This window comes from Sorangium sp. So ce426 (genome assembly GCF_051475585.1).
GTDB lineage: Bacteria > Myxococcota_A > Polyangia > Polyangiales > Polyangiaceae > Sorangium > Sorangium cellulosum_B.
This window is the reverse complement of the sequence record NZ_CP150341.1, coordinates 13,143,724-13,168,352: the sequence shown is the minus strand read 5'-3', so window position 1 is coordinate 13,168,352 and position 24,629 is coordinate 13,143,724. Positions and strand designations below refer to the sequence as shown.

Below are 24,629 nucleotides of genomic sequence, written 5' to 3'. Positions count from 1 at the left end.
GCTGGGCGGAGGCCGCCCGCGAAGCGGGTCGGAGCGAAGCGGAGAGCCTCGATGGCGTCGAGCACGGCGCCATCGAGGCATTCGGCGGGCGTTCGCGCCGTACGCCCACGAAACGTTCAGGAGCGCCACATTTTCTTTGGATCAGGGCGTCGCGTTCCAGACGCGACCCGATGCAGTTCCATTGCTACCGGGGTTGAACACCTCGACGGCCAGGACCTGATAGGTGGGATCGTCGCTCGCATCCAGGTTGTTCATGTTCGGGAGAGTCCAGCCGTTGTCGGACCATGCCTTCACGTGATCGGCGAAGATGATCTTGTGGTCCTGTCCGAGGGCCTGCGCCCGAGCGGGCTTGCTCCAGTACTGGTAGAAAGTGGAGCGACCATTGATGGAGGGCTGCTGATTCCGCGTCGAGCGGTACGTGGAATACTCGACCCCATCGCTCGTGAAGGTCTTGCCAGGGGTAGCACCCGCGCTGGGATCATAGCTCCATCGCTGCAGGATGTAATACTCCACCAGGTGTGCCGCGTTCGACGTGGGCATGCTCTTGTCGTACCCCCAGCCGTACAGAGCGATGTAGCTCGCGCCGCTGTCGTTGTTGAGGCGGTAGCCGATCACCCTCTTCTCATCTCCGTAATGCCACCCTGGACCACCGACATAGTTATAGCCGCCGCCCTGCCAGGTCACGCTGAACTCGCCGTTCGGGTCCACGGTCATCGATGTCGAGCCGCCATCCTTCCAGTGAGTGAAGAAGAAATCACCGACGTGCCCCGTCGCGTGATTCGAATTGATCACAGTCTTCTCAGTGTATTTCTGAGTGTAGGCTGAGTACTTGGAGAAATCGGGGAGGGGCGTGACCGCTGTATCCAGCTCTCCATCATTGGAGAAAATAGCAAACCCTGCGATGGTGGGGTTATCTACACCCTTGATCAGCTCAATGGTGACGCTGCCGTCATTCACCGCGACATCCGCGAAGGTCTCCGTGTGGCCCACGTCATGGCCAACTTCGGCATAGATATCCAGATCACTGACAACGGTGTTACCTTCGATCGCAACGCCAAAGCTGCGCGCTCCAGCGCTGGTTTTATTGATCTCCGCAAAATGCAACTTCACGGTGTAGTTGCCGTTGGCGGTGACCGGAATTTCATACTTGAATGCGCCATACCGCTCTGTTTGATAAAGCTGCCCACCGACAACAGAGTCTTGCGTGCTGTTGGCCGTACCACCGCTAGCGTATTTGTCCGCCTGGTACTCCACGCCGTCGACCATCGCGCTCGAAGTACCACCGGAGTTGATGGCGACCACCAACGCGAGATCGCCACCAGACGAGCTGGAGCTGCTCGAAGACGAGCTGGCGCTGCTCGACGATGAGCTGGAGTTGCTCGAAGACGAGCTGGCGCTGCTCGACGATGAGCTGGAGCTGCCCGAAGACGAGCTGGAGGAGGAAGAGCTGCTAGAAGACGATGAGCTGCTCGAGGGCCCTGTGGGATTGGTATCATCGCCGCAGCCAGCCAGCGCGACTGACGCGAACGCCAGTAGGGACCAACGAGAGAACTGATTCTGCTTTGACTTTGTCATAGGTGTTTCCAATGTTTCCCGAAGATGCGCACGAAGCGACTCGCCTGTCATGGACTCTCTGTCGCGCGTTGAGACCAGGGGGACAACGACATTCGAAGCTGATCACACAGGATCACGTAGCGTCATTCGCAGAGTCCGATATCTCGTCCGGACACCCATGCTCTCTATGGAAGATTACGTGGTCCTTCGACTGAATTTATACGCCATGGATCGGCCGCGACACAACGCCATTTTGCACGGTATCCTTGCTCGCATTTCTCACCCGACGTTGACACAGAGGGGGCGGAAAATGCCAACAGGATTGAGCCAGGCCGGACCAGAATCCGATGCGTGGATCGCGCAGAGAGGCGCGTTCCGGCTCCAGCCAACGGTCATGCGACTCAACAGGTCGAGGACGACGTACAGGCAGTAGAAGACCCCAGGCAGCGGCCCGCGCAGCTCGGGGATGTCCCACGTCCAGATCGGGTTGGGGGCCGTGGCGGTGAGCGTCGGCTTGGCGTGCTTCATCGGCGCACGCTGGGCGCGCCGCTCGCCGCTCTCGCCGGAGGCGGCGAGCGGCCGGTACATCGCGCGGAGGGAGGCGAGATGGACGCCGCGCGACAGCCGCGTCGCGCAGACCTCCGGCGGGGGCCGGTCGACCTCAGGCCCCCCCGCGCCGCGCGCCGTCCACCTCGTCGACCGCCTCGAGCGCGCTCTCGATCTCGCGGACGAGCTCGTCGGCCGCCTGCTGCTCCCTGTCGGCGCGCGCCTCCACGGCCGACGCGTCGAGGCGCAGCTCCACCCGCCGCAGCACCTCCGCGACCCGCTGGCCCTCCGTCGAGGCGGCGTCCACACGCCGCCGCTTCAGCGCGCCCAGCGCGGCCTCCACGGCCGGCACGAGCGGCGCGGCCACGACCGGGTCAGCGGCCACCAGCTTGGCCCGGGTGCGCTTCGCAAGATCGAGCAGGCGGCCGCGCGGCGATCGGGCGCGCCGGCGCTGCACGACCCACCCGATCGACGCGAGCACGGAGGCGCCGAGCAGCACGGCCGCGCCCTGCACGTAAGGAACGGCCGCGGGCGCGACGGGCGGGAGCACGGCGTCCGGCACCTCGACCGTGATGCCCCCGTGAAGGCAGCTGCCCAGCTCCTGCGCCGTCTTTAGCCGCGAGCGCGCGAGCGGCAGGAGCCGGAGCGGGAGGCACGGGGCTTCCACGCCCGCGAGCGCGCACGCGGGGGCCGGATCCCCGGTCGCGATGGCGTGGACCTCGTGGGTCGCGGGGTCGCGGCTCGTCATGTGAAAGCCGCCCTGCTCGAGGTCGACGAGCCCGCCGCTGTCGACCGACGCGCCGCCCGGCGCGCCCGCGGGCCAGGTCGTCGTCGCCGCGTCGATGACCGAGGCGTCGGTCGAGCAGACCAGCTTGCCGCGGAGGACGATCTCGCCGCCCGGCGCGACGTCGACGTGCTGCGCCGCCACATCGCGCCGGAGTGTGAATGTCTGGGTCATGTCCGCCCCTCGGCTCCGCCGGTGGATCGCCCCTGCGCCATCGTGCCCCGAGCCCCGCCCTCAGTGAAGGTGCGTCCGCGAGGCCGTCTCGAGCAGCATCGCCAGGACGAGCGGATCCCCCAGGCCGCCCGCGGCCCCCGCGTGGCCGCGGAGGCGCGCGAGGCGGGCCGCGTCCTTCAGGAAGAGCGGCTCCCCGAGCGCCTCGGCCGCGGCATGCAGGATCCCCTCCCGCTCGGAGAGCAGCGCGGCGGCGCGGGCGCGATCGCCGAGCGCGATCTGGCGGGCGGCCTCGGCCAGCGTCTCGCCGGCGGCGAAGCCCTGGATCGTGCGGGCGACCGACGGGTCGACGCTCGCCGCGCTGTCCGCGTCGCCGGTCGCGTACGCGACCCGGAGCGGCGCCTCGTCCACGACGTTCTTCTTGGCGACGCGGTCCTTGTACTTGAGCTCGATCGCCGCGATGGCCCGCGTGTCCGCGCCCGCCGGCAGGCCCAGCTTGAAGAGCATCGCGTGGCTGTCGTCGCGCGAGAACGCCGGGATGAAGAACCGCATCCCGCCCTCGGCGTCGTCCTGCCGGTCCCGCTCGATGCCGTCGCGCCGCGCGGACTGCGCGTCCGCCGCGACCTCGATCGTGCGCACGCGCGCCGCCTCCACGTCGTTCAGCCGGCGCGACCCGTAGACCTGGAGCAGCTTCACGTCCGGCTTCAGCCGCACCCGCAGCTCGACCGCCGTCGCGACCGGATCGAGCCGCCTGTCGAGCTCCGTCGCGAGGGCCGGGGCGATCTGATCCGGATCGCGCAGGTAGTAGTACCCGCCCGCGCCGTCGCTCGCGATGGCGCTCATCAGCGCGCCGTCGTAGTCGGCGCCGAGCCCGAACGTGCTCGTCTGGACGCCGCCCTGGAAGGCGTCGAGCGCGAGGCGCGAGAGCCGCTCCGAGCTCGTGATCCCGGAGTTCGCGCGCCCGTCGGAGAGCAGCAGCACGACCTTCACCGCGCCCTCAGGGATGCCCGGCCGGGCGGCCTGCGCGTAGCCGAGCGCGAGGCCCTGGCCGATGTTGGTGCCGCCGCCCTCGCGGATGCCGTCGATCGTGGCCTTGATCGCCGCCCGCCGCGGCCCGACGGGTCCATCGGCGATCCTGACGTCGGCGCCGCTCGAGAAGGTGACGAGGGAGAAGTCGTCGTTCGCGTCGAGCCTGTCGACGAGCGCCCGCGCCGCGTCGCGCGCCCGCGCCATGGGCTCGCCCTGCATGGAGCCGCTCACGTCGAGCACGAGGTGCACCGACAGGTGCGGCCGCGCCGCGGGCGCCTGCGCCGTCGAGCGGAGCGCGACGCGCACGTGCACCGGGCCGCCGCCGGGCGGGACCCGCGTGCGCTCGAGGTCCGTGCGCAGGGCGAGCGCCGAGCCCTTCGGGGCGTCGATCGAGGGGGCGTAGCGGGCGCCGACGTCGCTGACGAGCTCGCGCCCGTCGGGCGGGACGATGCCGCGCGCGACAGCGGACTCGAACGCGGCGAGGTGGCCGCCGCCGGGGCGGTACGTGGTGGCGAAGCGGCCGTTCGGGTCGAGGCCCGCGGCCTCGGGCGCCGCGGCGCGGACCGCGCCCTCGCCCGGCGCCGCGGTGGCCGCCGGGGCGGGGGACACCACGCCGCCGGCGCCTGCGCGCCCCTTCACGCCCGCCATGTCGCGCCTGGGCGCACGCGTCAGCTGGAGGGGCTCAGCGGCCGACGCCACGGCCTCGCGCTTCGCCTCGGCGGCGTTCCCCAGCGGCATCGACGGCGGGGACGCCTCCGACGACGCCTCCGACACCGCGGGGGCTTCCTTCGTGCTGCACGCGATCCCCGCCCCCGAGAGCCCCAGCGCGAGCGCGCCGCCGAGGAGCGCTCGCTTCACCCACACGATTCCGAGTTCGTTCATGGTCTTCCCCTCCCGCGGACAGAGCGGGTGCTCGGTCTGACGGGTGAGCGCGGCATCTGTTCTGTCGCTCCGCTCCGGAGCGACGGCGCCGGCCGCCGCCGGCCGCTCCAGCCGGAGAGACAGCGGCGATCGACCATTGTTCAGGGGTCGTCCGTGCGCCGGCGGAAGGCCTCCGCGTCGGCCGCGCCGCCCGCGGGTGCGACGAGGCCGGGGGGCGCCCGGCCCCGCTCCCGCGCGGGGCGCGGCGACCGGCCGGGCCTGCCTCATCGCCTCAGCGGATGTTGACCCTGAGCCGCGTCGGGCGGCCGTCGCGCTCGACGACGACGGAAAGACTCTTGTCGGAGCGCATGCGCGAGTAGGCCAGCATGGCCTTCTGTGGGTCGGTCAGGTCGATGCCGTTGACCGACCGCACGATATCGCCGCTCTGCACCCCGAACGACTCGAGCACCGAGCCAGGTTTGACCATCATCTTCAGCCCGATCACCTTGTTGTCCCGCATCTCCGGCACCGCCGCCGAGGTCTGCGTCACGAGCTCGGGCTGCGCGAAGATCTTCTCGGCGGCCGAGCGGTCGATGTCGATCTCCGTGTCGCTCACCCGCTGCATCCGCGAGGCGATCTCGGGCGGGACATCGCTCCTGCTGCTCGGGCGGTACGTCGCGCGGGGCGGAGCCGGCGCCGCCGCCTGCGGCTCGGGCTCCTTCTTGCCGCCCTCTCCGCCCTTCTTGCCGAGCTGCATCTGGCAGCGCGCGCCCCCCGAGGTCGAGGTCATCCACACCCGATCCCAGGCGATATCCTCGACCTTGCGGCCGCCGATCTCTCCGCCTCGCCGCCCGAGCGCCGTGTGTCCGCCGTCGCTCTCGACGGCGGCGAACGACCATTCGGGGTCCTCGGACATGGCGATCAGCACGACGCGGCCCGTATCGCAGGGTGGAGCGAGGTAGGGGTCGAGCTGCGAGAGGTCCGCCGGGCCGGCGGGCGCGGCGCTCGGCGGGGGTACGAGCGGCCCTGTCGTCGAGTCGAACGGATTGCGCTCCAGGATCGGCGCAGCGCTCGGCGGGGGATCGTCGGAGGGCGGCACGTCGACCGGATCCATGACGAGGGGGGCGGAGGCCTCGCCGTCCCGCGTGATCTGGTGAGCGATGAGCTGAGATACCCCGGAGGCCTGAAAATACGCGGAGACCGCGACCATTCCTCCCAGGATGAATGCGAATCGGCGCTTGACGAACGCGTCCGGGTTCATGAGTAACGCTCCTCCTGGCCGGAGCGCGCCGGGGCTCGCTGCGCGAGTGTCCCTTGCCGCCGCGGCGTTCGCGGCAGTGCACGCCCTCGCCACCGGCGAGACAGCGCCTCGGGGCGAGCACCGAGCGTGCCTGCGCGAGAGCGAGCGCGACGCGCGTCCCCATGGCGCAGGGACTGCCGCTCTGACTGGACCGCTCAGCGCCGGTCGCGGCTCGTCCGATACGGACGCGGAGCGCGCCCCGCGGGCATCACGCGCGTCGCCCGGCGGAACAACCGGAAGATCCGTCGATCAGGGGAGATCTGGCGGGCAACGGGGACGGCGCGGCGAGCGAGCCCGCGCGCTCGCGCTGGGGAACGGGGCCGTGAAGGGCGCGCTCGGAGACCGAGGAGCGCCGTTCGCGCGGCTCAGCGGAGCGTGTACTCCAGGCCCCAGATGTCCACGGAGCTCCGCTGTGGGTAGTACACGGTGAGCTCGTCCGAGGTCTCGAGCCGGGCGGCGTCGATCAGAGGATCGGAGAAGAACCGGCCCGAGTCGGCGGCGTCGAGGAGCGTCCAGGTCGCGTAACCGTCGCTCGGGGAGGCGCCGGCGATGCGGAGATCGGGGAGGATCGCATAGGCGTTCTCGGTGGAGGAGATCGCGAGCTTGCCCCGGAAGTTCTGGACCACCCTCAGGCCGATGCCGTGGCGCGACCAGGTCCCGTCGGTGTCGCGGAGATAATGGAAGAACTCGCTGCGCGTCCGGGCGTTCGTGAAGTTCGAATTGTCGGCCTCGGCGTCGGGGAGGTGCGAGAGCAGCACATGGACGCGGCCGCTCGCGTCGACCGTCATGTGTTCCTGGTTGATGAGCCCTCGGTTCTGACCGATGGGCCACACGGACAGGCCCTCCGTGCGCAGCGTGACGAAGGAAGCGCCGGTCGTCGCGACCTTGGCGCCTGCGTTGTTCTTCCAGGTGCGCCCGTGATCGTCGCTGTAGACGTACAGGAGATCGTGGTTGGTCGTCGCGTCGGGCGTGTCCCGCCAGCACCACGCCGCGTGCAGGCGCGAGCCGCCGCGCGTGTACGACAGGCCGTGCAGGTAGGCGTTCATGCTGGCGTCGGTGCCCTCGATGTACTCGCCGAGCGCGGTCCAGGCGTGCGTCGTGGCGTCGTACTCCCACAGGTGCTCATCGCCGCTGCCGCTCTCGCCGATCCGGGCGCTCAGGAGCATCCTGCCCCCGCCGGGCTCGGTGACGAACCGCGGGTACGTCACGAGGGACACGCGGGTCGATCCGACGAGCGCGCTCGAGACGGCGCCGAAGCTCGAGGCGGCCCAGGCCGCGCCTTCCGGGTCCGTCAGGAGACCCGTGACCGAGCGGCGGTAGTGCAGGTTGCTGCCGTGGTGATCGAACGCGAGGTGCAGCGTGCCGTCGCCCGGCGCGATCCCGAGAGAGATCGTGTTGTGGGCGTCGTCGGCGCTCAGCCGGTAATCCTTGAAGTCGAACTTCTCCCAGGCGCCTGCCGCCCCGCCGGCGCTCGCCGGCAGCCGCCGTCGCGCGAGGACGACGTTGCGGTTGGTGTTCCAGAAGGCGGTGTACTGGAAGCCGCCGAACGACACGATCGCGTCCTGCTGGAACGACTCGCCGTTCAGGTAGCCGCCGTAGGACACCACGGTGAGCCCCGACTCCGCGAGCTTTCCCTCGCCGAGCTTGACGATCCCCGGCGCGACGGGCTCCGCCCCTCCGCCGCCGGTGGTCGTGCTGCTGACGGTCGTGCTGCCGATCGTCGCGCCGCTGGTCGTCGTGCCGCCCCCCGCGCCGGTGGCCTCGGAGGTCGTCGCGACCGCGCCGCCGCCGCCCGGGTCCGCGCCGCCTGAGCCTGACGAGGTCGACGACCCGGGCGTCGAGGGGCGCTCGCCATCGCCGCAGCTCGTCAGCCATGCGACCGGCGCAAGGACGGGCAGGATGCAGAAGATAAGTCGGAGGGTCATGCGTTTGCCCGAGGATACTGCCGTGCCGCGGCGGTACCAAGCGAGGCAAGCGGTGGTCGTTGAAGGATTCGCGGCAGATAGCTCTCCAGCAATCGCATTGCGCTATCATCACCCACCGACCAGAGCGCTCCGAAGAGGGCGCTCCACAGGGAGACCTGGCAGCGCGGCGTGGTGTTCGAGCCGGTGAGGGGAAGTGAGCGGTCGTTCGGCGTAGATCATGGCTGGAGCCGGCGGTCGACCTCCGGGACACCTCGATCCGACGAGAGCGATCCGATCGACCGGTTCCCCGGGAAGCCCGTCAGGACGCCGGCACGAGTGCCGCTCACATGAACAATTCCACCGTTTCGACCCCCTGGCTGCCACGCTCTGCGGCGCATCGCCCCGCGCTGGTCCTCGCTGAGCAACCCCTCCGCGGCGCGGCGATGCGCTTCCTCCGGCGATCCACGGCAGCCGCAGCGCTGCTCGCGAGCGCGCTCGCGCCGTGCCTCGCCGCCGCCGCGCCCGACACGCCGCTGCCGCATGCAAAGCCGCCCGCGGAGCCGTCCGGCGACGCGCCGCCCGCGGAGCCGCCCCCCGATGCGCCGCCTGCGAAGCCGTCCGGCGATGCGCCGCCGGCAGCGCCGCCCCCCGATGCGCCGCCGGCGGCGCTCGTCCCACCAGCGCCGCTCACGCCGCTCGGCGCCGACTACCCTGCTGGAGCACACGGCGACGCGACGGTCCGCCTCGTCCTCACGGTCAACGCGGACGGGACCGTCCGCTCCGCGGTCGCCGAGGATGGCGTGGAGCCGTTCGCATCGGCCGCCGTGGCCGCCGCGACGTCGTTCCGCTTTGCGCCGGCCACCAGGAACGGCGCGCCGGTCGCCGCCAGGATCCGCGTCGAGGTCCGCTTCACCGAAGCCGCATCACCCGCGCCGCCCGACGCCTCCGCAGCCGCGCCGCCCGGCGCCTCCGCGCCCGCGCCGGAGCGCCCGGCCACGGCTGCCGGGCCGGCGCCGAGCGCGCCGCGCCCGATCGAGGTCACCGTGCGCGGCGAGCAGCCGGCGCCCGGCGTCTCCAGCTTGAGCCGCGGCGAGGTCAGGATCATCCCTGGCGCGTTCGGCGACCCCTTCCGCGCCCTCGAGGTGCTCCCCGGGGTGACCCCCATCGTCTCGGGGCTGCCGTTCTTCTACGTTCGCGGCTCACCGCCGGGCAACGTCGGCTATTTCCTCGATGGAATCCGCGTCCCCTACCTCTATCACCTCGGGCTCGGGCCCTCCGTTGTCCATCCCGGCATCGTCGAGCGCGTCGACCTCTACCCTGGCGGCTACCCCGCGCGTCACGGTCGGTACGCCGGCGGCATCGTCGCGGGCGAGACGACGCCGCCGCTCCCGTACTGGCACGGTGAGGGCATGCTGCGGCTCGTCGACGTGGGCGGGCTCGTCGAGGGCCCCTTCGCCGGAAACCGAGGGGCCGTGCTCGTGGGCGGCCGCTACTCGTACACGGCGTTGCTCCTCTCGCTCGCCGCCCCCGACGTCGCGCTCGATTACTGGGATTACCAGGCCCGGCTGTCCTACGAGGTCGCCCCGGAAGGCCGGTTGAGCCTCTTCGCGTTCGGCGCCCACGACTTCCTCGGGAGCGAGGAAGACGGCGAGCAGACGACCCTCTTCGACACGACATTTCACCGGCTCGATCTCCGGTACGACCAGGCCTATGGCCAGGGCAGCGCGCTGCGCGGCGCGCTGACGCTCGGCCACGACGAGACGGGGATCGGGGACGGCCAGAAAGCGCTGACGCGCAGCCTCGGCGCGCGCCTCTCGCTCGCTCACCGGCTGCGCGACGAGACGATGATCCGCGCCGGCATCGACGCCGTGATCGACGACAACGAGCTCGATCTCGGGACCGGCCCCGACGACCCTCCGGGCGACGCCGCGCCGGACGACGACAACGACGTCCCCATCGACGATCTCCTCTTGAGCCGCGTCGACCTCACGGTGGGCGGCTACATCGAGTCGGACATCGCGATCACCCCGCGCCTGCGCATCACCCCCGGGCTCCGGCTCGATCTCTACCACTCGGACGGCACGGTCGCGCTCGCCGTCGATCCGCGGATCTCGGCCCGGCTCTCGCTCGGGCGCGGGGTGACGTTCGTGCAGGCGCACGGCGTCGCCTCCCAGCTGCCGAGCTTCGTCGTCCCGATCCCCGGCTTCCGCCCGCGCCTCGAGGACGGCCTCCAGCGGAGCTTCCAGTCGAGCGCCGGCGTCGAGCTCGCGCTGCCGGAGGACATCACGGCCACGGTCTCGGTGTTCCACAACGCGTTCTTCAACATGACCGACGCGCTCGGCTCGCTGGGCCTCGAGTCGGCCGAGGACGCCTTCACGCTCCGCGCGCTCGGCGCCGCGACCGGCGTGGAGCTGTCGGCCCACCGGCGGCTCACGCGGCGCGTCGGCGGGTTCGCGTCGTACACGCTGTCGCGCTCCACGCGGAGCATCGGCCGAAGCCAGCGAGTGAGCTCGTTCGACAGGACCCACGTGGCGAACGTCGCGCTGACCTACGACTTCGGCCGCGGGTACAGGGCTGGCGGGCGCTTCGTGTTCTACTCGGGGCTCCCCCAGAGGATCGGCGGCGCGACGCTCCCGCCGATCAGCGGCGTCCCCGGAGGCTCCGGATCCCTCGCCGGCGGAGCGCCGCGGTGGGAGCGGCTGCCGCCGTTCTTCCGCCTCGATGTCCGCCTGGAGAAGCGCTGGTCGATCGGGAAGTCGGGCTGGCTGGCGGTCGTCCTCGACGTGCTCAACACCACGTTATCGAAGGAGACCATGCCGGGGATGTGTGATGCGTTCTCGCCGTGCAAGCCGACGACGTTCGGGCCTGTCACCGTCCCGAACTTCGGCCTGGAGGGCGGGTTCTGACGCCCCGGCGGCGCGGCGCCCCAGGCTGGCGGCGGCCCGCGCCCGCTCCGGCGGGAGGAGAGGATGCCTCAGGTCACCACTTCAAGGCTTCGATCATCTTCTCACCATAACGCGTGCCCATGAGGACGACGGACGCATGATCGAAGTGGTACTGATCCATGACCTTGGTCCCATCCTGAGAGACCCAGTATCCATCAGGCAGCATGTCGGCCGCCTGGTGCACGAGGTTGTTATGCGAGCTGCAACATCCGCCCGCAGGCAGCTCCCCGAGGATGAAGGGAACGTCGTAGTCGACGCCCCAGGCTGCCTTCATCTCGTTATAGAGCTGAACGACCTTGCCGGGCCATGAGCTCTGGCCGGTGTCGGTCTCACCCTGGTGGAAGATGATGCCCGCGAAGCGCGCATTCTCGGCCGTCTTCGCCTTGGCGATCTTGTTCAAGATCGTCTGGTGATGTGAGCCACCTGAGATGAACGTGTTGATCGACTCACCGCTCTCAGCGGTACCGATCAACCCGATCGTATCCCCCTCACGCAGCTTTCCGAGCAGGGTCTTGCCGAACCAGATGCCTGGGTCGACCGACGTCGACAGGTTAATTCGCGATTCACCAGGGCAATCGCTGAGCGGCGGATTGGCCAAGTTCCACTGTCCGGCCGGCTGGTTGCACCCGCCGAGGACCTTGAGCCGCTGGTCGGTGTTCTGGTCACTGGCCTGCTTGGCCGCGACGCCAGCCATGTTCGACTGGCCCATGAGCATGAAGATGTGAAACGTCGGACGTGAGTTCGGCGCGCCGCCGGTGCCTGCCCCGCTGCTGTCCGATCCGGTCGCCGCGGTCGTGCTGCTCGTGGCGCCGCCTCCGGTCCCCGCGGTCGTGCTGCTCGCGGCGCCGCCCCCGGTCCCCGCGGTCGTGCTGCCCGCGGCGCCGCCCCCGATCCCCGCGGTCGTGCTGCTCGTGGCGCCGCCTCCGGTCCCCGGACCGGCCCCTCCGGTGTTGTCGGTATCACCGGTCGCGCCGGGCGAAGAGGACTCGCCACAACCCGACGCAGCGAGCATGGCGAGCAATGGGAGGAGCAGGAATCTGGCAGTGCCTCGGAGTGTGCGGTTCATCTGGGTCATGGTCATTACCTCGTCGCGCCCGGTCGCGATCAGAACACAAGAGCGGAATTGGGGGGCCGGCCGTGCGATGCCGACAGGACGAACGTCGCCCGCAAAGAGCTCAGCGCCGAGGCCTAACCTATCGCATCTTGGGTGCCTGGCATCCAGGATTCGGCCCGGGATGCCGCGCGGAGAAGACCGCTGTCGATGGATTCTTTCATCATCGGCGGTGTTCGCTCTCCACTGCCCCTCGAGCGCGGACCGGCCCTCTCGGAACGAAGCGGTTTCATGGTCCCGGATCTCGGAAATTCGAAACGGACGCGCCGCGCTGGCAACGCAGGTGACTCATCACGAGGCAACCGCGTTGCCTCCGCGCTTCACCGCGATCGCTGGGAGGGCCGCCAAGCGCTCATCGATGCCGTTCGGACCACGCTCGGCATCCTGGTGAAGCACGCCAGCTCGACTTGTACACGGCTCCACCCGGCGGCAGACCTCGCCGCCCCTCGCCTCACGCGTCGTAGAGCAGCACCTCGACCTCGGCGCCCTCGCCTATCACCGCTTCCTCGGCCTGCACGATGACCACGCCGTCCGCGCGCGTCGTCGACGACAGGATGGACGCGCCGCTCGCCGCGATCGGAAACACCCGATCTCCCTCGACACGCACCCTCACGTAATCGACGCGCCCGGGCTGGGAGGCGATCTCGCGCGCCACCACGCACCGCCGCCGCCGGTGCGGCCACGCGCGCGGCAGGCCGCCGAGGGCGCGGATCGACGGGCCGGCGAAGAACTCGTAGGCGCAGAGGCACGACACCGGGTTGCCCGGCAGCAGGAACACCGCCCGCCCCCCGGGCAAGAAGCCGAACCCGGCGGGCTTCGCCGGGCGCATCGCGACGCCGTGGACCACCACCTCGCCCAGCTCCGCGAGCACGAGCGGCGCATGGTCCTCCGAGCCGACCGACGACCCGCCGGAGACGAGCACCACGTCCCCGCCAGCGGCCTCGAGGGCGCTGCGCACCGCCTCGCGCCGGTCGGGGACGTACGCGACGGCGATGTCCTCCGCGCCGTCACGGCGCGCGAGCGCCGAGAGCACAAGGCTGTTCGTGTCGACGATGCACGCCCCGCTCGGCGCGCTCCCCGGCGGCAGGAGCTCGTCGCCCGTGATCAGGATCCGCACCGACGGCCTGCGCACCACGCGCACCTCGGCGACCCCGGTCGAGGCGAGCACGCCGACGTCCTGCGGGCGCAGCCGGCGCCCCGCCGGCACGACCTCCGCGCCCTCCAGCACGTCCTCGCCGATCGCCGCGACGTGCTTGCCGGACGGCACCGGCTCGCGCGCCCGCACGACCGCCGCCCCGTCGCGGCCCGCGCCCTCCTCCGCGCGCTCCGCCATCAGCACCGCGTCCGCCCCCTCCGGCACCGGCGCGCCGGTCGTGATCCGCACCGCCTCGCCCCTTCGGATCGCGCCCGCGTGCGGGCGCCCGGGGAACGACGCGCCCACGAGCGCGAGCTCCACCGGCGCGAGAGCAGCCGCGCCGGCGGTCGCCTCGCCGAGCAGCGCATAGCCGTCCATCGCCGCGCGGACGAAGTGCGGCACGCTGATCCGCGCGCGCACGGGCTCCGCCGCCACCCGCCCGACCGCCCCGGCGATCGGGACCAGCTCGTCACCGAGCCGCTGGATCCGCCGCTCCAGGACCTCGAGCGCGCGCTCGACCGCCGTGTGCTCGCGAAAACCCCGCATCCGGACGTCGCGCATCGGCTCTCCGTGGAACGACGGCCGCTCAGACCGCCGCGGAGGCCTCGAGCGCGCCCCGGTACACCTCGTCCACGTCGAGCAGGGCGTCGATCGACGCGAGCCGCGCGCGCTCGCCGGGCCCGGCCTCGTGGAGCGTCCACGTGCCGTCCTCGTTGCGCCGGAAGACCTCGATCCTCCGGTGCGCTTGGGAGACCAGGACGTACTCCCTCAGCGAGGGGATCCGGCGGTAGTGCGCGAACTTCTCTCCCCGATCGTACGCCTCCGAGGAGTCCGACAGCACCTCGACCAGCACCAGCGGGTTGACCACGGCGTCCTTGTCCTCGGGATCGCGCGCGATCGGGCCGCAGACGACGCTCACGTCGGGGTAGGTGGCGAGGCCCGTGGCGCGCACGCGCACGCGGAGGTCGGACGAGAACACCTCGCAGGGGCGCCGGCCGAGCTGCGCGCCGAGCGCCACGGTCACCCGCGCCGCGAGCCGCGCGTGCTCCGGCGTGCCGCCGGCCATGTCGAAGACCTCGCCGCCAAGGAACTCGTGCTTCGTCGGGCTCGCCCGCTCCTGCTCGAGGTACTCGGCGTAGGTGAAGGAGAGCCGGCGGGCGGGCGCGTTCACGTCATGACCTCGTCCGGGAGTATGCCACGGGAACCGCCCCCCCGGTGCGCCCCCCTCCCGGAGCGCCGCCGCGCGGCCTACCGCCCGCCGCGCCCGCCGCCCTTCCGCGGCCGGCTCGCGCGGCGGAGGGGCGCGATCAGCGCGAACATCCCGAGCGCCATCACCGACAGCTTCGGCCCGCGCTTCTTCCGGGCGCTCGACTTCCGCTCGCCCGCGATCGAGCAGTCCTCCGACTCGGCGGAGTCGTCGGTGTCCCCGCTGCAGCCGTCGTCCTCCGCATAGTACTCGTCCTCGGACTCGCTCGTGTCCCCGCTGCAGCCGTCGTCCTCCGCGTAGTACTCGTCCTCGGACTCGCTCGTGTCTCCGCTGCAGCCGTCGTCCTCCGCGTAATACTCGTCCTCGGGCGCCGGCTCGCTCGTGTCCCCGCTGCAGCCGTCGTCCTCCGCGTAGTACTCGTCGTCGTCGACGTCCTGCGTGTCGACGTCGTCCACGACCACCGTATCGGCGGTGCCGGAGCAGCCGCAGCCCACGTCGGGGGCCGGCTCGTCGTAGTAGTCGTCATCGTCCGGCGGCGGTTTCCCGGCGCCGGACGAGCCGCTGGCCGGACCAAATCCGCCGCTGCCCGGCCCGCCGCCCAGGCCGTCGGGCCCGCCCACGCCCGACGAGCCGCCCGCGCCGCCCTCGCCGGAGCACTCGTCCACGCGGACACTCCCGGCCCTCACGACGGGCGAGATCGCGGCGCCCTCCCCGAAGGTCAGCGGCCAGTCCGCGCCGGGCTGCCCGGCCGCGAGCCGGAGCGAGACGCGGGTCAGCCACACGGACGACGGCGCGAGCCCGGAGAGCCCCACCGCGAGATCGTCGGCGGCCGGACCGCAGCGCAGGAGGTCGGGGTCGGTCTCGTCCCTCCGGGGCGACTCCGCGCAGTCGAGCGCGCCGTCGACCACGCCGTGCGCGGCGCGCGGGCAGCTCGCGGCGACCTTGAGGCTCGACTCCAGCGCGGCCGCGGCGACCGCGGCGCACGTGCCCGGCCCATCGCCGATGTCGCCGTACGCGCTCGCGCGCGCGAAATAGGCCTCGATCACGCTGTCCACGCTGTCGCTGCCGAGGGAGATGCGGCGGCTCAGCGCCTCGTGGCCCGCGCCCTCGACGAGCGCCCCGTGGAGCCCCGCCTGGCCGAGGGCCCCGGCGCGGAGCTCCGCATAATCGCTGCGCTGCGCGCTCGCGTCCCAGCTGAGCGAGGCCAGCGGGAGCGTCACGGGCGCCGCGCCCGAGAGCGCGCCCCGGCCGTCGCCGAGCAGCCACGCCGTCACCTGCACGTCGCCCGCGCCCGCCCCGGCCAGCGACAGCGGCAGGATCGGCTCGCCGCCGCCCATGGCGATGCGCAGCGTCCTCGTGACCGCCGCGCCGCCGGGAGCGTCGAAGCGGGCCGCCGCGAACCGCATCCCTTGCAGACCCCCGAGCTGCGCAGCCGCCTCGGAGGACAGCGCGAGCCCGGCCGACGCCGCCCAGCGCGCGACAGCGTCGGCGTCCTCGAGCACCGTCACCTCGACCGGCTCGAGCGTGGCCTCGTGGGCGAGCCGCCCGACCGTCTCGAAGGGGCTCGGCGCGCCCGCCTCCCCCGGGCAGTACGGGTCGACGCCCTGGGGCGGGAGCACCCGGGGCGCCGTCGCCGCCTCGAGCGCCTCGAACCACGCGTCCGAGCTCGTGTCGAGCGCGGCGAGCGGCGGCACCGGAACGACGAGGGCCACCGGCCCGCCCGCGCCCTGGAACCGCAGGCTCGTCCAGAGCGTCGTGCGCTCCGGCCCGGCCGCGACGGCGACGCGCTGCTCGACCGACGCCTGTCCGGCGCCGGGCAGCCATGCCCCCGTGGCGAGGGCGTCGCCGGAGAGCGAGAGGAGGACCGAGGAAGAAAGAGCGACCGCAAGCGACCGTCGGGGCATGCGAGGCCGATTGGCAAGCAGCATGCCCTGCAGAGTACGCCTTGTTCGAGGCCAACTTCCACGCGGCCGCGTCCGGCTGAGAACGGCGGTTCACGACGCCCCGGCGCCACACGGGCGCCACGGCCGACCGGCGAGGATCACCCCTCGTGGACGATCACGATGTCGTCGGGGTGGAGGTGGCAGAACACCCGGTCTCCGACGTGCAGCGCCGCCTGGCCGGAGCTCTCGTTGGCGACCACCGCCGTGAGCACGAGGCCCGCGTCGGTCCGGAGGCGCAGCTGGTCGGTGGCGCCCTTGAACAGCTCGTCCTCGACGCGCGCCTCGAAGCGGTTCTCCGGCGCGCCCTCTGGCTCCCTGCGGAGCGCGATCTTCTCCGGCCGGATGGAGACAAGGGTGCTCCCGGCCCCGCCCGCCAGGTGCTCGGCGTTGGCGTTGACGAGCAGCTCGAGCCCCCCGTCGAGCTGGACGCGCGCCCGCTCGCCGCTCCGCGAGAGGACGGTCGCGCGGAGGATGTTGGCCTGGCCGATGAAGCTCGCGACGAACGTCGTCCTGGGGCGGTGGTAGATCTGCGATGCGTCGCCGAGCTGCTCGATCCGGCCCTTGTTGATCACCGCGATGCGGTCGCTCATGGTGAGCGCCTCTTCCTGGTCGTGGGTCACGAACACGAAGGTGATCCCCAGCTTCTTTTGCAGCGCCTTGAGCTCCACCTGCATGGCGTGCCGGAGCTTCGCGTCGAGCGCCGAGAGGGGCTCGTCGAGCAGCAGGACCTTCGGGCGGCACACGATGGCCCGCGCGAGCGCGACCCGCTGCCGCTGCCCGCCGGACAGCTGCGACGGCTTGCGCTGCTCCATGCCCCCGAGCGACACCATCGCGACAGCGGCCCGGACCCGCTCGTCGATCTCCGCCCGGGGCACCTTCTTCATCCGGAGCCCGAAGCCGATGTTCTCCTGCACGGTCATGTGAGGGAACAGCGCGTAGCTCTGGAACACCTGGTTCACGTCCCGGCGGTACGGCGGCTCGTGCGTGACGTCCTTCCCCTCGAGCAAGACGGCGCCGCTCGACGGCGTCTCGAAGCCCGAGATCATCCGGAGCAGCGTCGTCTTGCCGCACCCCGAGGGGCCGAGGAGGGTGATGAACTCGCCCGCCCTGATCTGGAGGTCGACCTCGCTCACGGCGTGGAAGGCGCCGAATCGCTTGGTGACCGCGCGGAGCTCGACCATCACATCCATCGATTCACCTCGGAGGGCCGGCGAAGCGCGCGGGGGAGGCGGAAGAAGCGGAAGAGGCGAAGGCGAGCGGCGCTGGGCCACCCCGCGCGACGGCGCCGCATCAGGCCTCCGGCTCCTTGCGCAGGCCGAGCAGGAAGAAGAGCGAGAACAGGAGCAGGAGCGCCATGCCGAGCGCGGCGCCGAAGGGCCAGTCGCGCGCCTGACCGAACTGGTTCTGGATGACGTTGCCGATCATCGGCACGCGCGATCCCCCCATGAGATCCGTGATCGCGAACATCCCGAGCGCCGGGATGAACACGAGCAGGACGCCCGCGAGGATGCCCGGGCGGGTGAGCGGGACGATGACGTGCGAGAACGCGGACACGGGCCCCGCGCCGAGATCGAACGCCGCCTCGATCAGGGCGTTGTCGAGCTTCTCGACGCTCCCGTAGATGGGCAGGATCATGAACGGCAGATACGAGTAGACGAGGCCGATGACCACCGCCGTCGGCGTGTACATGATGTCGAGGGGGGTCGAGATGATCCGCAGGTAGAGGAGGAGCCCGTTGAGCAGCCCCTCCGACTTGAGGATCGACATCCACGCATAGGTCCGGATGAGGAAGCTCGTCCAGAACGGCACCATCACCAGCATGAGCAGCCGGTTCCGGACGCCCTCCCTCGCCCGCCCGATGAAGTACGCCACCGGATAGCCGGCGACGAGGCAGATCGCCGTGGTGATGGCGGCGTACTTGATCGAGCTCAGCAGGATCTTGAGGTAGGTCGGGTCGAAGACCCGGGCGTAGCTCGACAGCGAGAGCTCGAAGACCACCTGCCCGAGCTCGTCCCGCTCGCAGAAGCTGTAGACGAGCATGATCGCGGTGGGCGCCACGACGAAGGCGAAGAGCCAGAGCAGGAGCGGGGCGAGCAGCAGCCACCCGCGGACGCCCGGCCTCCGCCGGGCGCCCTGGAGCTCGACGACCTGCCCGGTGGCCGTGTTCATGACGCCCCGCCGCTCACTGCGACGCCTTGAGGTCGGTCACCAGCTTGTCCACGTCCGCGGCCACCTTGCCGATGTCGTGGAACGTCTCCATCCCCGCGAGCGGCGGGTAGCTCGCCGGGTTCGCGAGCTGCTCCGGCGTGAGCAGCTTGCGCGCCTCCGCGTTCGGGTTCGTGTAGGGGAACTTGTCCGAGATGATCTTGCTGACCTCCGGACGGAGGATGTAGTTCATGAACATCTCCGCGCCGATCTTGTTCTGTGCGCTGTCGGGGATCACCAGGCTGTCGATCGCCTTGTGCGTCCCCTCCTGCGGCAGGACGAACTGGAACTTGTCCTTGTCCTCCTGGTAGAGCAGGGCCGCCTCCCCGCTCCAGACGACGCCGATGTCGACGTCGCCGTTGAGCAGCGCCGTCTTCGGGCTGTCGGAGTCGAACACCTTCACGAGCTTGATCCACTCCGCCAGGGTCGGCTTGACCTTCGCGAGGCTCTCGGGCGTGACGTCGTTGGGGTTCATCCCCATCGTCACCATGACCCAGGAGACCATCTCCCGGTTGTCGTTCAGGGCCACGATGCGCCCCTTGTACTTCGGCTGGAACACGTCCTTGAAGCCCTTCACGGGCTCCTTCACCTTCTGGGTGTTGACGACGATGCCCACGACCGTGCCCATCCACGGGACCGAGTACTTGAGCTCCGGGTCGTGCGGCTGGTTCCTGAACGCGGGCGCGATGTTCTTCAGGTTCGGGATGCGCGATTGGTCGAGCAGCTGCAGCTTCTTCTGCCGGATGAGCGCCTCGACCGCGTACTCCGACGGCTGGATGAGGTCGTACCGGGTGCTCCCCGCGAGGAGCTTCGACAGCATCTCCTCGTTCGAGGCGAAGGTCTCGTAGTTGACCTTGATCCCCGTCTCCTTCGTGAAGCCGTCCAGGACCTCCTGCGGGACGTACTCGGACCACCCGAAGAGGTTGAGCTCGTCGCCGGGCTTCGGCTCGGGCGCCGCGGCGCTCCCCGAGCCGGCCGCCTGCTGCGGCGCCGGGCTCTCCTTCTTCCCGCAGCCGAGGAGGCAGAGGAGCGGGACGAACATCAGTATCAAGAGCGCTGAGATGCGTTTCATTGGCCTTTTCCTTGTCTCGCCTGCGCCGGCGCAGGCCCCCGCGTTCGCGCCGCGCGCCGCTCCCCTTCAGCCCTCGTCGGGGAGCCGCCGCGCGGTGCCCTTCAGCGACTCGGCGACCACGACGAGCATCGCGGTCGCTGCGATGAACACCGTCGAGATCGTGTTCAGCATCGGGTTCAGACCGACCTTCGCCATGCCGAACACCTTGATCGGCAAGGTCTCGGACTTGGGCCCGCGGGTGAAGTAGGTGACGATGAGCTCGTCCATCGACAGCGTGAACGACATCAGCGCACCGGAGATGATCGCGGGCAGAAGGTAAGGCACCATGATCAGGAAGAACGCCTTGAGCGGCGTCGCCCCGAGGTCCAGGGCGGCCTCCTCGAGCGACGGATCGAGCCCCGCGAGCCGCGCCTGGACGGCGATCAGCACGAACGGGAAACAGAAGGTGACGTGCGAGATGATGACCGTCGTGAAGCCGAGATCGAGCTCCACCGTCTTGAAGAAGATGAGCAGGCTGATCCCCATGATGATCTCCGGGATGATCATCGGAATGAAGATCAGCGTCGTGATCGACCGGAGCGCGGGGAACCTGTACCGGTAGAGCAGGAAGGCGCCCGCCGTGCCGAGGGCGACCGAGAACGCCGTCGTGATCGCGGCGATGATCACGCTGTTGCTCAGCGACTCGATGAGCGGCGACCGCCGCTCGTCGCCCAGGTGGGCGACGAGCTCATCGAAGAGCTGCCGATACCATTTGAAGGTGAACCCCTCCCACACCACGCTCATCCGCGAGTCGTTGAACGAGTAGGCGACGAGGAGCAGGATCGGCAGATACAGGTAGAGGAGGACGAGCCCGCTCCAGCCGCCAAGGAGCCAATTCGACAGCTTGATGCCCGACATCGTCCGGAGTCGCATGCGGCGGCCTCGCAACCCGACAGGATCGCCGCGCGAGCTTATCGCTTGCAGAACGCCGCGCGCAACCCATTGCCGAGTGGAGAGGAAGGGCGCGACGCAGGTGATCGCGGCCACGCTGGCTGTCGTTCGCGAGGGCGCGCCTGCACCGGCCGCACGCCCGGCCGAGCGCGCGCGCTGCGTGCGGCGGGCGCGTGCAGCATGCGGCGGGTGCGGCTCCTTCCGTAGAAGCCCTTGACACCGCACTCTCCTCCGCTTACCGGCCCTGCATGACCGGGTCGTCGCGCCGCCCTTCAGGTGAGGTCCCGTGAGCACCTCCCGCATCTGGACGATCGAAGAAGCGAACGCGCTCGTCCCGCGGCTCTCGTCGATGATCGGCCGGCAGCTCGCCCTGGCGAGCGACATCGAGCGCTGCTGGCAGGAGCTCGTGCAGGCCGTGCAGAGCCCGGCCGCGACGCCGGATCAGCTCATCGAGATGGCGCGCAACGGCAGCGAGCAGGCGCGTGCCCGCGAGCGCGAGCTCTCGCAGAAGATCGCCGCGTACGAGTCCGGGTGGCAGGAGATCGAGGCGCTCGGGGTCGTCGTGAAGGACCAGCGGATCGGCCTCTGCGACTTCTACGGGCGCCTCGACGGCGCCCTCGTCTGGCTCTGCTGGCGCTACGGCGAGCCGGCCGTGGAGCACTACCACGGGCTCGAGGCCGGCTACGCCGGGCGCAAGCCGATCACCGCCGAGAGGCGCCGGCAGCTGCTCAACTGACGAGGCCCCCAGTGATCGATCGGAAGAGAGCGGCGTGGGCTATCGAGGAGTTCCTCCGCGCCCTCGGGCGCGACGTCGAGGGGGACCTCGCGGGCACGGGCGAGCGGGTCGCCGACGCGTGGGCCGACGACCTGATAGAAGGCGAGGCCATCGACGCGGCCGCGGTGCTCCGCGAGGGCGCCATGGAGACAGGCCCCTTCGAGCGCGGCCTCGTCGTCGCCCGCGATCTCGCCGTGACCACGATGTGCCCGCACCACCTGCTGCCGGGGCACGGCACAGGCATCATCGTCTACCTGCCGGGCGCGCGGGTCGCCGGCATCGGGACGCTCGCGCACGTCCTCGACGCGCTCGCGCGGCGGCTGACGCTGCAGGAGCGCATCGGCGGGCAGCTCGTCGAGCTCCTGGTCCGCGAGCTCGGCGCGCGCGGCGCGCTGTGCAAGCTCACGCTGACGCACACGTGCCTCATCGCCCGCGGCGAGCGCAAGGCGGGCGCCCTCATCGAGACCGTCGCCGCCGCCGGCGAGCTCGCCGAGCCAGGCCCCGAGCGCGATCTCGCCCTCGCCGCGCTCTCCGGGGGGAGGGCGTGACCGACGTCGCGGTCGTCACCGGGCCGAGCCGCGGGATCGGCCGGGCGACGGCGCTCGCGCTCGCGCGCCGCGGCCTCTCCATCGCGCTGCTCGGCCCGCCGAGCCCGCGCCTCGACGAGGTCACCGACGAGGTCCGCCGCCTCGACGTCGCCGCGCTCCCGGTCCCCTGCGACGTCGCCTCCGAGGAGCAGGTGGCGCGCGCCTCCGCCGAGGTGGTGGCGTGGCTCGGCGCGCCCCGCGTCGTCGTGAACAACGCCGGCATCGTGAGCCGCGGCGCGAAGGTCCACGAGACCGCGCCCGCCGCCTGGGACGAGGTGATCGCGGTCAACCTCCGCGGCCCCTTCCTCATCTCGCGCGCGTTCCTCCCGGCCATGCTGAAGCAGGGGCGCGGCCGCCTCGTCCACGTCGGCAGCATCTCCTCGACCCTCGCGTGCCCCGGCAACGCCTCGTACGCCGCGTCCAAGTGGGGCCTCATCGGCCTCTCGAAGAGCCTGGCCGAGGAGCTGCGCGGGACGGGGCTCCAGTCCGTCGCCGTGCTCCCCGGCTCGGTCGACACCGACATGCTCGTCGGGAGCGGGTTCCCCCCGCAGATGAGCGCCGACGAGGTGGCGCGGCTCCTCGTGTACGCCGCGCTCGACGCCCCCGACGCCGTCACCGGCTCGGCCATCGAGATGTTCGGCTGACGGCGCGCCGCGCTCGCCTCCGCGGACGCGCGGACGCGCGCCAGAACGCGGGCCGGCGACAGCGGACCGCCGAGCCCGATGTGCATGTGCGTGGCGCCGCCACACCCCACCCCCCGCGTGCTACCCTGCGGCCCGTGGACACGACGCCTCCGCGCCCGGGCGACCTCAGTGCGGCATTGCCCGACCTGCCGCTGTTCCCGCTGCCGCAGACGGTGCTCTTCCCCGGCGCCCTGCTGCCGCTCCACATCTTCGAGCCGCGTTACCGGGCGCTCGTGCGCGACGCCCTCGGGACGCACCGCATCCTCTCCGTCGTCCTCATCACGGACCCCCGCGCGATCGACGCGCACGGCCACCCGGCCATCGCGCAGGTGGCCGGCGCCGGCGAGATCATCGATCACGCCGAGCTGCCCGGGGGCCGCTACAACATCATGCTGCGGGGCCGCGCCCGGGTCCGCCTGGCGGAGCGCCCGTTCGTGCCGCCGTACCGCACGGCCGCGGCGACGGTCCTCGAGGACGAGCCCGGGGAGGTCCCGGCCCAGGATCACGCCGCGCTCATCTCCACCGCGGCCTCGTTCGCGGCGCTCGTCCGGGATCGGGACAGCAATTTCGAGTTCCGGCTGCCGCGCGACGCGGCCACGTCGCTCGTCGCGGATCTCTGCGCCCACCACCTCATCCTCGACGCGCGGGAGCGGCAGGCGGCGCTGGAGACCCGCGACGTCGTCGCGCGGGTGCGCCGCGTGACCGAGGCGCTCGCGCTCCAGCAGCTCGCGCTCGCCTCGGCGGCGCGCGACGTCAACTGAGACCCGAAGCGCCGGCCTGCCCGCATGGGCCCGCGCGGCGCACCTGAACACGGGTCCAGAAGGGGCTCCGGGGCGGATGCGGTCGTCCCAAGATCGAGTAGGCTGCGCCGCCTATGGCGACCTCTCGTTCAACGGAACCCTCGGCCCCGATCATCGTCAAGCACCCGGGGTGTCCCCAATGGGGACTCGGATACCTCGTCGAGGAGCGCGACGAAAAGCGCTTCTACGATTTCGAGGATGGCCTCAATCACTCCATCGCCAAGGCTTTCTGGTCGAAGCTCGAGCCGGTGCAGCTCGGCGACGACGAGGCGAGCGCGCTCGAGGCCAGGATCCGCGGTCTCCGTGACCGGCCGTCGGCCGCCGCCAAGAAGCAGCGCGCCCGCGTCGTCGCGCCGCCGGTCACGAGCTTCGACGAGCAGGTCGCGAGCTTCGAGTCGCAGTTCGAGGGTGGGTTCGGGGGTCCGCAGTTCATCGCCGAGGAACGAGGCGCCGCCGGGGGCGAGGGGGCCGAGGGCCCGGCGAGCGGGGGGAAGAAGAAGAGCAAGGCCTTCAAGCAGGGCGCCATCGAGACCGCGCGCGCGCTCCTCGCCAAGGGCGAGCTCGAGGCGCTGCTCGCGGCGGGCAACCTGAACGATTTCATGGAGCGGATCACCAAGGTCCACAAGGCCGCGACCGGCCTCCTGCACCCCCTCGGCGATCTCATCCCCTTCAACAAGATGCCGGCCGAGCACCACCGCGCCTACGCCGAGGCGGTCGTGGATCTCCTCTATGGCGCGGGCGACTACGCCGCGCGCTTCGACCGGCTGGCCGGCGTGCTCGCCGCGGCCAAGGTCGTCACGTGGCCGCTCGTCACGATCCTCGGCGCGCTCGTCTACCCGGGCGAGCACGTCTTCGTGAAGCCCTCCTTCTACGAGAAGCAGGCCGCCGTGCTCGGCTTCGATCTCGCCTACGATCGCGCGCCGAGCGCCGAGGGGTATGCCCGGATGCAATCGCTGGCGCGCGAGCTCGAGCGGCGCCTGCGCGAGCGCGGCCTCGCCCCGCGCGATCTGATGGACGTCTACGCGTTCCTCTGGCGCACGATCTCCCCGTCCAAGCCGGCCACGAAGTCCTGACATCCCGCGTCAGG

21 protein-coding genes are annotated in these 24,629 nt (G+C 71.2%); 7 read left to right on the top strand and 14 right to left on the bottom strand.

Annotated features, from left to right (window positions below):
* Nucleotides 1-141: 141 nt before the first annotated feature.
* Nucleotides 142-1,266 (bottom strand): glycoside hydrolase family 11 protein, encoded by a 1,125-nt coding sequence (locus tag WMF44_RS49585; protein ID WP_437297037.1) that lies wholly within the window; start codon nucleotides 1,264-1,266, stop codon nucleotides 142-144.
* A gap of 25 nt (nucleotides 1,267-1,291) precedes the next feature.
* Here WMF44_RS49585 and WMF44_RS49580 point away from each other — a divergent pair, with 25 nt between their 5' ends.
* On the top strand, nucleotides 1,292-1,555 hold the full coding sequence (locus tag WMF44_RS49580) for a hypothetical protein (protein ID WP_437297036.1): 264 nt from the start codon (nucleotides 1,292-1,294) through the stop codon (nucleotides 1,553-1,555).
* A 278-nt stretch (nucleotides 1,556-1,833) separates the two neighbouring features.
* On the opposite strand, the gene WMF44_RS49575 is transcribed toward WMF44_RS49580, so the two are convergent.
* The 5 genes from WMF44_RS49575 to WMF44_RS49555 form a co-directional block, all read right to left on the bottom strand.
* Nucleotides 1,834-2,142, bottom strand: a complete 309-nt coding sequence (locus WMF44_RS49575) for a hypothetical protein (RefSeq protein WP_437297035.1) — start codon at nucleotides 2,140-2,142, stop codon at nucleotides 1,834-1,836.
* A 73-nt stretch (nucleotides 2,143-2,215) separates the two neighbouring features.
* Nucleotides 2,216-3,058, bottom strand: coding sequence for a hypothetical protein (locus tag WMF44_RS49570; protein ID WP_437297034.1), 843 nt, complete (start codon nucleotides 3,056-3,058; stop codon nucleotides 2,216-2,218).
* A gap of 60 nt (nucleotides 3,059-3,118) precedes the next feature.
* Complete coding sequence (locus WMF44_RS49565) at nucleotides 3,119-4,966, bottom strand: vWA domain-containing protein (protein ID WP_437297033.1); 1,848 nt, start codon at nucleotides 4,964-4,966, stop codon at nucleotides 3,119-3,121.
* 271 nt (nucleotides 4,967-5,237) lie between these two features.
* Entirely contained in the window at nucleotides 5,238-6,206 is a 969-nt protein-coding gene (gspC, locus tag WMF44_RS49560; RefSeq protein ID WP_437297032.1) for a type II secretion system protein GspC, read from the bottom strand.
* Between the two features lie 404 nt (nucleotides 6,207-6,610).
* Nucleotides 6,611-8,170 carry a BNR repeat-containing protein gene (locus WMF44_RS49555; protein WP_437297031.1) on the bottom strand — a complete coding sequence of 520 codons (1,560 nt, stop codon included), beginning with the start codon at nucleotides 8,168-8,170 and terminating at the stop codon, nucleotides 6,611-6,613.
* Nucleotides 8,171-8,496: 326 nt separating this feature from the next.
* On the opposite strand from WMF44_RS49555, the gene WMF44_RS49550 reads away from it, so the two are divergent.
* On the top strand, nucleotides 8,497-11,055 hold the full coding sequence (locus tag WMF44_RS49550) for a TonB-dependent receptor domain-containing protein (RefSeq protein WP_437297030.1): 2,559 nt from the start codon (nucleotides 8,497-8,499) through the stop codon (nucleotides 11,053-11,055).
* Between the two features lie 73 nt (nucleotides 11,056-11,128).
* Here WMF44_RS49550 and WMF44_RS49545 read toward each other — a convergent pair whose 3' ends face one another.
* The 8 genes from WMF44_RS49545 to WMF44_RS49510 form a co-directional block, all read right to left on the bottom strand.
* A complete protein-coding gene (locus WMF44_RS49545) occupies nucleotides 11,129-12,169 on the bottom strand; it encodes a sialate O-acetylesterase (protein WP_437297029.1) in 1,041 nt (346 codons plus the stop codon).
* A gap of 487 nt (nucleotides 12,170-12,656) precedes the next feature.
* Nucleotides 12,657-13,901: a molybdopterin molybdotransferase MoeA gene (locus WMF44_RS49540; RefSeq protein WP_437297028.1), complete on the bottom strand. Its 1,245-nt coding sequence runs from the start codon at nucleotides 13,899-13,901 to the stop codon at nucleotides 12,657-12,659.
* Nucleotides 13,902-13,926: 25 nt separating this feature from the next.
* Nucleotides 13,927-14,511, bottom strand: coding sequence for a Uma2 family endonuclease (locus WMF44_RS49535; RefSeq protein WP_437297027.1), 585 nt, complete (start codon nucleotides 14,509-14,511; stop codon nucleotides 13,927-13,929).
* Nucleotides 14,512-14,588: 77 nt separating this feature from the next.
* Complete coding sequence (locus WMF44_RS49530; RefSeq protein ID WP_437297026.1) at nucleotides 14,589-16,451, bottom strand: DUF2330 domain-containing protein; 1,863 nt, start codon at nucleotides 16,449-16,451, stop codon at nucleotides 14,589-14,591.
* A 137-nt stretch (nucleotides 16,452-16,588) separates the two neighbouring features.
* Nucleotides 16,589-17,680, bottom strand: a complete 1,092-nt coding sequence (locus WMF44_RS49525; RefSeq protein WP_437297025.1) for an ABC transporter ATP-binding protein — start codon at nucleotides 17,678-17,680, stop codon at nucleotides 16,589-16,591.
* A 100-nt stretch (nucleotides 17,681-17,780) separates the two neighbouring features.
* Entirely contained in the window at nucleotides 17,781-18,659 is an 879-nt protein-coding gene (locus WMF44_RS49520; protein WP_437297024.1) for an ABC transporter permease, read from the bottom strand.
* Between the two features lie 13 nt (nucleotides 18,660-18,672).
* Entirely contained in the window at nucleotides 18,673-19,767 is a 1,095-nt protein-coding gene (locus WMF44_RS49515) for a polyamine ABC transporter substrate-binding protein (protein WP_437297023.1), read from the bottom strand.
* A gap of 66 nt (nucleotides 19,768-19,833) precedes the next feature.
* Nucleotides 19,834-20,679, bottom strand: a complete 846-nt coding sequence (locus tag WMF44_RS49510; RefSeq protein ID WP_012241911.1) for an ABC transporter permease — start codon at nucleotides 20,677-20,679, stop codon at nucleotides 19,834-19,836.
* Between the two features lie 304 nt (nucleotides 20,680-20,983).
* Between WMF44_RS49510 and WMF44_RS49505 the strand changes: the two genes are divergently transcribed.
* From WMF44_RS49505 to WMF44_RS49485, 5 genes are all read left to right on the top strand, one after another.
* Nucleotides 20,984-21,433, top strand: a complete 450-nt coding sequence (locus tag WMF44_RS49505) for a DUF2203 domain-containing protein (RefSeq protein WP_437297022.1) — start codon at nucleotides 20,984-20,986, stop codon at nucleotides 21,431-21,433.
* Between the two features lie 11 nt (nucleotides 21,434-21,444).
* Nucleotides 21,445-22,020, top strand: a complete 576-nt coding sequence (folE, locus tag WMF44_RS49500; protein ID WP_012241909.1) for a GTP cyclohydrolase I — start codon at nucleotides 21,445-21,447, stop codon at nucleotides 22,018-22,020.
* Nucleotides 22,017-22,703: an SDR family NAD(P)-dependent oxidoreductase gene (locus WMF44_RS49495; RefSeq protein WP_012241908.1), complete on the top strand. Its 687-nt coding sequence runs from the start codon at nucleotides 22,017-22,019 to the stop codon at nucleotides 22,701-22,703. The genes folE and WMF44_RS49495 overlap by 4 nt, the downstream gene beginning before the upstream one ends.
* Nucleotides 22,704-22,837: 134 nt before the next feature.
* Nucleotides 22,838-23,503, top strand: a complete 666-nt coding sequence (locus WMF44_RS49490) for an LON peptidase substrate-binding domain-containing protein (protein WP_437297021.1) — start codon at nucleotides 22,838-22,840, stop codon at nucleotides 23,501-23,503.
* A gap of 113 nt (nucleotides 23,504-23,616) precedes the next feature.
* Nucleotides 23,617-24,615 carry a hypothetical protein gene (locus WMF44_RS49485; RefSeq protein ID WP_437297020.1) on the top strand — a complete coding sequence of 333 codons (999 nt, stop codon included), beginning with the start codon at nucleotides 23,617-23,619 and terminating at the stop codon, nucleotides 24,613-24,615.
* The last annotated feature ends 14 nt before the right edge of the window (nucleotides 24,616-24,629 follow it).